Genomic DNA, 6874 nt, shown 5'->3' with positions numbered 1-6874 from the left:
TTCAAAAACCTTGCATTATCCTTCTTGTGGTACATCGCTTGGTACAAAAAACAAGGGCAACAAAGCCTGAAACGACCGACTCCTGACGACCGGCTACTGACTCCTACCCCCAGGAAAAACTTTTTCAGCAGACCCTATTTATAAATGTCGATTAGCGGGAATCTCTGTGATTATTCAAGAAGAATCCTATACCTCTGTTGCTAATTTTTTAAATTTAGAGCCGCTACCAGTGTATGGAGAAACAACTGAAAGGCCAGTGTTTTCAGGAAAAAGAATTTCGCGAGGATTATATCGCACAGATAAGGGGATTCTGGTTCAATCTGATGTCATGGGTTCCTACAACATTTTGCGAAAAGCATTCCCAAATGCGTTTAACCGCTATGGGATAGAGAGGTGCGTAGTTCACCCAAGGAGAATTAATCTCTCGAAGTAAAAGTGAAAGGAATTTCTGAAATGGAATTCAGTCTGTCTATATTTGACTATACTTTTACTAACTAAGCTAAACGGCGCTTAACCTGCATGATCCAACAGCTATAACCCTTTTGGAGTCTATATCGGTGATCCGAAGTAAAAGCCGTTTAGCTTATCTCCAATGGTTTACTCAAGGATTACTGAGGATACTGACCCGGACTTTTTCCCCATTTTGCAAAGGTTTACTACTATTAACGACGAAACGCTCCCCCGGTTCGAGTCCAGTGATAATTTCTACTTGACCGTCAAGCGCTTGACCGAGACGAACGGGACGTTTTTCCACTTGCGAGTTAGACTCGGAAAGGACGAAAATGGCCGAGGATTCCCCCTGACCGACAATTGCCGTTTCGGGAACAATCACCTGAGGGGCAGAATTATTATTAAACCGTACCCGGGCCAATAATCCCCCTTTGATTAAACCATCCCCATTGGGTAGAGCAATCTCCACGGGAATCCGCCGGGCCGTGCCTTGGCTCAGGGGAAAAATCCTGGTGATGCGACCGGAAAAATTTCTCTCACCGAAAGCATCAAGGCTGACATTAACCTTTTGTCCTAAATTAATCGTTTTTAAATCCAATTCCGATAATAATACTACCACCTTGACCTGTTGAAAATCGCCAATTTTGAGGACTTCATCGCCGATACTGACTAAATCCCCCGGCTCTTTCAGTTTTTCGATAACTATCCCCGTCGCCGGTGATTTAAGAATAGCGTAGGCCTGACGTTGTTGTTCCTGCGCGATGACCGATTTTTGGGCGGCAATTCTGCCGATAATTGCCGCCACTACCTGCTCCTCGACTTTAATTCTTGAGCGCGCGCTATTAACGGCTTTTAAAGCCACTGCAGCCGCAGTTTGGGCTGTTTCACCCTGTTGCAGGGGAATCGCCCCTTCTAGGGCTAATTTTTGCAGGCGCTCGGCATCATTTTTGTCCTGTTGGTATTGTAGTTGTAGGCGCTCCACTTCAATTTCAGCGTTACTGACTTCAATTCTCGCCCGGGCTAATTCCGCTTCTAGGGACGACAGGGCGGCTTTTTCTTGCCGGACAACGGTGGCGAGGAGACGATCATCAACACGGGCGAGGATTTGCCCTAATTGCACCTCATCTCCCACATCGACGAGGAGATTGAGTAACTGACCCGTGGCTTGCGATCGCAGAGAAACGACTTTTAAAGGTCGGGTAGTTCCCGTGTAATCGAGATTGCGTTCGATGGTTGCCGGTTTAGCCCTGGTGACGTTGACGGTAGTAGTACGGGCTGCCGGTGGCGGTGGTTGGGTTTCGGTCTGGGGAGAACAACTCGCGCTTAAGGATAAGATAACCAGAGCGGAAAGGATAATCGGAGTCGATCCCATGGCGATCATCTTGGTAGAAAGCGGCTTTTGAGTCGATGGTCGCTTATTCCTCGTCCCAAGCTTCTACCGCTACCACTTCGCTGAGAGGGTCTTGCATGGAGAAACCGAAATCGAGCAACTCTTGCTTCCAGTATCCCCACTCATCTCCGTATAAAAGAGCCAGTTTCCAGATACTATCGCTAGGTTTGACTACTTTTGCATCTATCCACTTGCTAACCTTGCGTTGAAACTTCACCATCGGGTGAGCTACAGCTTGTTTGGTCATAAATTCAATTGCTATGAAAACTTCGGATTTTGCGCTTCCCAGCTAAACTAACTCAAGACTAAGACTTTTGCCATTACAAAGGAGCGAGAAGCGCGTTTATTAACTTACTTGTACACCAGATCTCTGGTTTTAGGCAAGTCTTTTTAACCAAAAGTACGGTAATTACTACTATAGATTAGTATAACCGGAGGCCACAATCATGGAGCCGATGCCTCGATCGGTGAAAATTTCCAGTAAAAGGGCGTGGGGAAGACGACCATCGATAATATGAGCAGCTTGAACTCCCTGAGCCAGCGATCGCACACAGCAGCTAACTTTGGGAATCATCCCGCCAGCAACGATGCCTTTTTGAATCAACTCCCGGGCCTGTTGGATATCCAATTTAGCCAATAAAGTGGAAGGATCCTTGTAATTCTCTAAAATTCCGGCTGTATCGGTCATCAAAATCAGTTTAGCTGCCCCTAAAGCCGCCGCTATTTCTCCGGCTACCGTATCGGCATTGATATTATGAGCTTGGCCGGTTTCATCGGCGGCCACACTGGAAATCACGGGAATATAGCCACTATTGACCAAGGATTCGACGACGCTAGTATCGACACTGCTGACTTCTCCAACAAAACCAATGCCCTCTTTACCCACGGGACGAGCAGTGATCAGATTGCCATCCTTACCGCATAATCCTACCGCTTTACCGCCGGCTTGATTGATCAGGGCAACAATTTCTTTATTGACGCGTCCCACCAGCACCATTTCTACCACATCCATGGTGTCGGCATCGGTGACGCGTAAACCGTCTTTAAATTGGGGTTCAATACCTAATTTATCCAGCCAACTATTGATTTCTGGACCGCCGCCGTGGACAATAACGGGACGAACCCCCACACAGGAGAGAAAAACGATATCTCGCATGACCGTGTCTTTGATATCGCTGTTATTCATGGCCGCACCACCGTATTTAACCACTACAGTGCGACCGCGAAATTCTTGTATATAGGGTAAGGCCTCGCTGAGGATTTTCACCCGTTGGGCATCGTTTTCGTGGGTATTATTGTTCATGCTTTTTTTACTTGTCTGATTCAGTGATCAGTTTAGCGGTTTCAGGTTTGACAAAAACTGTTCACCCTGAACGGATTTCTAGAAAGTCCTAGAATTGCCGAATTTTTCGACGCAACGGACAAAAATCTCGACTCCCATCCCTAACACCGATTCATCAAAATCAAAGCGGGGATGATGGTGGGGATAGGCTAATCCTAATTCGGGATTGGCAGACCCCAAGAAGAAATAACAGCCTGGTACTTCCTGTAAAAAGAAGGACATATCTTCCCCTCCCATGGTTTGACATTCGGGAACGATTCCGGCCGGGGTTTCCACCACTTGTGCGGCGATTGATTCCACTAATTCCGCCATCTGATCATGATTGATTACCGGGGGATACAATTGCCAGTAATCGAATTGATAACTAGCCCCCTGACTTTGACAGATGCCTGCGATAATTTCTTCCATCCGTTGTCGGAAATAGCCCCCTAACTGGGGATTGAAATAGCGCACTGTCCCACTGAGATTAGCACTATCGGCGATCACGTTTCTAGCGGTTCCCGCTGCTAATTTACCCACAGTCACCACGGCGGCATCGAGGGGGTTAAGGTTGCGGGCGACGATAGTTTGCAGGGCGTTGACGATTTGGGCCGCCACCAGTAGTGAATCGACGGTTTGATGGGGAATTGCCCCGTGGCCTCCCCGGCCTTGAATCTGGAGATCGAAACATTCCACCGCCGCCATTAAGGCCCCATTTTTCACGCCTACTGTCCCTAAAGGCAGATTATTCCAGAGGTGTAGCCCGATAATTCCCTCCACGTCGGGATTTTTCAGCACTCCCGCTTCGATCATCGGTTTTGCACCCCCCGGCCCCTCTTCGGCGGGTTGGAAAATAATTTTTACGATCCCCTTGACATCGTGACGGTTTTGTGCTAGGTAAACTGCTGTGCCGAGGGCGATCGCTGTGTGACCATCGTGACCACAGGCGTGCATTTGGCCCGGATGTTGGGAACGATAGGGGACTTGGTTTTCTTCGGCGATCGGTAGTGCATCCATATCGGCCCGCAGGGCTAAAACTGGCCCCGGTTGACTGCCTGCGATGGTGGCGACAATTCCGGTGCCGGCGATGCCGGTTTGATGCTCAATTCCGTATTTAGTCAGGGTTTGACTGATTAAGGAGGCGGTGAGATGTTCTTGAAAGCCTAGTTCTGGTTTTTGGTGTATTTGTCGGCGCCAGTGGACTAATTGCGGCTGCAGGCAACGAATGGCAAGGCGAATTTGAGGGCAATTTAAGCTATTAGGAACGGGAAAGGAGGAAATCATCGGGTTCGGACGGCTAGATTTTTTGAGCACCGATTTCTAGTTTAACGTCGGTCGTCGGTCGTTGGTCGTCGGTCGTCGGTCGTCAGGATTCAGGAGGCAGGATTCAGGAGTCGGTCGTCGGTCGTCAGGATTCAGGAGACAGGAGGCAATAGGCAGGAGTCGGTCGTCGGTCGTCGGTCGTCGGTCGTCGGTCGTCAGGATTCAGGAGATTGCCTTTATTTATTCTCCCTTCTCCCCACACCCCACACCCCACACCCTACACCCTACACCCCACACCCCACACCCTACACCCTACACCCCACACCCTACACCCCACACCCCACACCCCACACCCCACTCCCCACTCCCCACACCCTACACCCCACACCCCACTCCCCACACCCCACACCCTACACCCCACTCCCCACACCCTACACCCCACTCCCCACTCCCCACACCCCCACTCCCTTCTTTACAAAACTTCATCGTAATTGGAGGGCTGGAAAGGGCAATCCTTGGGCAATAGGGGAAGGGAAAGCGGGGAAATATTAAAAAAAACTTAAAATTTTTATCTTGCTGCCCTTTATACCCTTAAAGCCTTGCTGTCTCTGATTTCCCGACGGTGAGAGGCTTTGAGCCATGGTCAGGAATTGATGACCAACTCGATCGAGTTATTGTTAAGTGACTGTTACAAAAAGACAGCAAAAAACTTAATAATATGTAACAAACAAAGTTTCGACAGCAGTGTATAAATTTAACTTGAGGGGCCAAGATAACAGACAAAAGTTAAGCTGGATACTTGTTTAACCTCCTTAGGTGATTTATGAGAGAGCCGTGAAGTTTTTTCAGGTTTCTTAAAGTAAATCGCAACAATCACGGTCAAGGCTCGTCCAGACTCACCGTGAAATCCCTTAAGAGGGAAAATTTTAATTGCAAGCAAATCCCATTTAAATTTAGGAGATTGTCACAATGTTTGACGCATTCACCCGGGTAGTATCCCAAGCTGATGCTCGCGGCGAATATTTAAGCTCTTCCCAACTAGACGCTCTGAGCGCCATGGTTGCCGACAGCAACAAACGGATGGACTCTGTTAACCGGATCACCAGTAACGCTTCCACCATCGTTGCCAACGCCGCTCGTAGCCTGTTCGCTGAACAGCCCCAACTGATCACCCCCGGTGGTAATGCCTACACCAGCCGTCGTATGGCCGCTTGCTTACGCGACATGGAAATCATCTTGCGCTATGTTACCTACGCTACCTTCTCTGGCGACGGCAGTGTTCTCGATGATCGTTGCTTAAATGGTCTGCGCGAAACCTATGTAGCTTTAGGAGTACCAGGAGCTTCCGTAGCTGCTGGCGTAAGCAAAATGAAAGAAGCGGCTTTATCCATTGCTAACGATCGCAACGGTATCACCCCCGGCGATTGCAGTGCTTTAATGTCTGAAATTGCCAGCTACTTCGACCGCGCCGCCGCTGCTGTCGCCTAGTCCCTGGGGCTAGTCTCAATTAAACCGTAGGAAACTTATTGCAAGATTATTGGGAGATACCAAACAATGAAAACCCCCCTTACCGAAGCCGTAGCAGCCGCTGATTCTCAAGGTCGTTTCTTAAGCAGCACCGAAATCCAAACTGCTTTCGGTCGTTTTCGTCAAGCTTCTGCTGGCCTCAGCGCCGCTAAAGTGTTGACCGAAAGAGCCAGTTCTTTGATCTCTGGTGCTGCTCAAGCCGTGTACAACAAGTACCCCTACACCACCCAAATGCAAGGGGCTAACTTTGCGGCGGATCAACGCGGTAAAGAAAAATGCGCTCGTGACATCGGTTACTACCTCCGCATGGTGACCTACTGCTTAGTTGCTGGTGGAACCGGTCCGATGGACGAGTACCTCATCGCTGGTATCGACGAAATCAACCGCACCTTCGACCTGTCTCCTAGCTGGTACATCGAAGCTCTCAAATATATCAAAGCCAACCATGGTTTAAGTGGCGACCCTGCGGTAGAAGCCAACTCCTATATCGACTACGCTATCAACGCTCTCAGCTAGTCCAATCGAAAAAACTGCTGGTCTGGAAAGACAGGAGGTTGTTAGCAAAAGGGTTAGCAATCACCTGTTCTTCCAGACCTTGTTATATCCATCGTCAAGGCGGCCAAGTAATCGAACTGATCCTCCCCTAGTTTTGAGGGGTCAGAAAACGATCATTTTTTTGTAGGAGAACTTTAGTGGCAATTACTACCTCAGCTTCCCGTTTAGGGACAACCGCTTTTAGCGAGGTTGCTCCCGTGGAATTACGTCCCGATTGGTCTCGTGATGACGCACAGGCGGTTATTCGCGCTGTCTATCGTCAGGTGCTAGGCAATGACTATATCATGCGTTCCGAGCGCCTTACCAGTGCCGAATCCTTACTCTGCAACGGTTCGATCACCGTGCGGGAATTCGTCCGCGCCGTGGCC

Annotated in this window: 8 protein-coding genes and 1 pseudogene; 5 read left to right on the top strand and 4 right to left on the bottom strand. The window is 49.1% G+C overall.

Annotated features, from left to right (window positions below; translation table 11 throughout):
- Nucleotides 1-139: 139 nt before the first annotated feature.
- Nucleotides 140-433 (top strand): annotated as a pseudogene (locus PX482_RS27760) (RNA-guided endonuclease TnpB family protein); the annotation flags it as partial.
- A 168-nt stretch (nucleotides 434-601) separates the two neighbouring features.
- Here the strand turns inward: PX482_RS27760 and PX482_RS14165 are convergent.
- The 4 genes from PX482_RS14165 to PX482_RS14150 all read right to left on the bottom strand — a co-directional run bounded on the left by PX482_RS14165 (nucleotide 602) and on the right by PX482_RS14150 (nucleotide 4445).
- Nucleotides 602-1822, bottom strand: coding sequence for an efflux RND transporter periplasmic adaptor subunit (locus PX482_RS14165; RefSeq protein ID WP_002759018.1), 1221 nt, complete (start codon nucleotides 1820-1822; stop codon nucleotides 602-604).
- A gap of 43 nt (nucleotides 1823-1865) precedes the next feature.
- Complete coding sequence (locus tag PX482_RS14160) at nucleotides 1866-2087, bottom strand: DUF4327 family protein (protein ID WP_002759020.1); 222 nt, start codon at nucleotides 2085-2087, stop codon at nucleotides 1866-1868.
- Between the two features lie 168 nt (nucleotides 2088-2255).
- The gene (argB, locus tag PX482_RS14155) at nucleotides 2256-3143 is read right to left on the bottom strand and encodes an acetylglutamate kinase (RefSeq protein WP_288059152.1); all 888 of its coding nucleotides are present in this window, start codon (nucleotides 3141-3143) and stop codon (nucleotides 2256-2258) included.
- A gap of 78 nt (nucleotides 3144-3221) precedes the next feature.
- Nucleotides 3222-4445, bottom strand: a complete 1224-nt coding sequence (locus tag PX482_RS14150) for a M20 family metallopeptidase (RefSeq protein ID WP_288122579.1) — start codon at nucleotides 4443-4445, stop codon at nucleotides 3222-3224.
- A gap of 61 nt (nucleotides 4446-4506) precedes the next feature.
- On the opposite strand from PX482_RS14150, the gene PX482_RS14145 reads away from it, so the two are divergent.
- From PX482_RS14145 to PX482_RS14130, 4 genes are all read left to right on the top strand, one after another.
- Nucleotides 4507-4950 (top strand): hypothetical protein, encoded by a 444-nt coding sequence (locus PX482_RS14145; RefSeq protein WP_288122577.1) that lies wholly within the window; start codon nucleotides 4507-4509, stop codon nucleotides 4948-4950.
- Between the two features lie 443 nt (nucleotides 4951-5393).
- Nucleotides 5394-5912: a C-phycocyanin subunit beta gene (gene cpcB / locus PX482_RS14140; RefSeq protein ID WP_002735500.1), complete on the top strand. Its 519-nt coding sequence runs from the start codon at nucleotides 5394-5396 to the stop codon at nucleotides 5910-5912.
- Nucleotides 5913-5978: 66 nt separating this feature from the next.
- Nucleotides 5979-6467, top strand: a complete 489-nt coding sequence (cpcA, locus tag PX482_RS14135; RefSeq protein ID WP_002759025.1) for a C-phycocyanin subunit alpha — start codon at nucleotides 5979-5981, stop codon at nucleotides 6465-6467.
- 176 nt (nucleotides 6468-6643) lie between these two features.
- Nucleotides 6644-6874 (top strand): phycobilisome rod-core linker polypeptide (locus PX482_RS14130; RefSeq protein WP_288122576.1); only part of this gene is annotated, 231 nt, incomplete at its 3' end.

Source organism: Microcystis sp. M53602_WE12 (genome assembly GCF_030065455.1).
In the GTDB taxonomy this organism is placed as follows: domain Bacteria; phylum Cyanobacteriota; class Cyanobacteriia; order Cyanobacteriales; family Microcystaceae; genus Microcystis; species Microcystis aeruginosa.
This window is presented reverse-complemented; position numbering and strand designations above follow the sequence as displayed.

Coding starts and splice junctions, on each gene's coding strand:
- PX482_RS14165 (WP_002759018.1), bottom strand. CDS start 1,822: ATGGGATCGACTCCGATTATCCTTTCCGCTCTGGTTATCTTATCCTTA.
- PX482_RS14160 (WP_002759020.1), bottom strand. CDS start 2,087: ATGACCAAACAAGCTGTAGCTCACCCGATGGTGAAGTTTCAACGCAAG.
- argB (WP_288059152.1), bottom strand. CDS start 3,143: ATGAACAATAATACCCACGAAAACGATGCCCAACGGGTGAAAATCCTC.
- PX482_RS14150 (WP_288122579.1), bottom strand. CDS start 4,445: ATGATTTCCTCCTTTCCCGTTCCTAATAGCTTAAATTGCCCTCAAATT.
- cpcB (WP_002735500.1), top strand. CDS start 5,394: ATGTTTGACGCATTCACCCGGGTAGTATCCCAAGCTGATGCTCGCGGC.
- cpcA (WP_002759025.1), top strand. CDS start 5,979: ATGAAAACCCCCCTTACCGAAGCCGTAGCAGCCGCTGATTCTCAAGGT.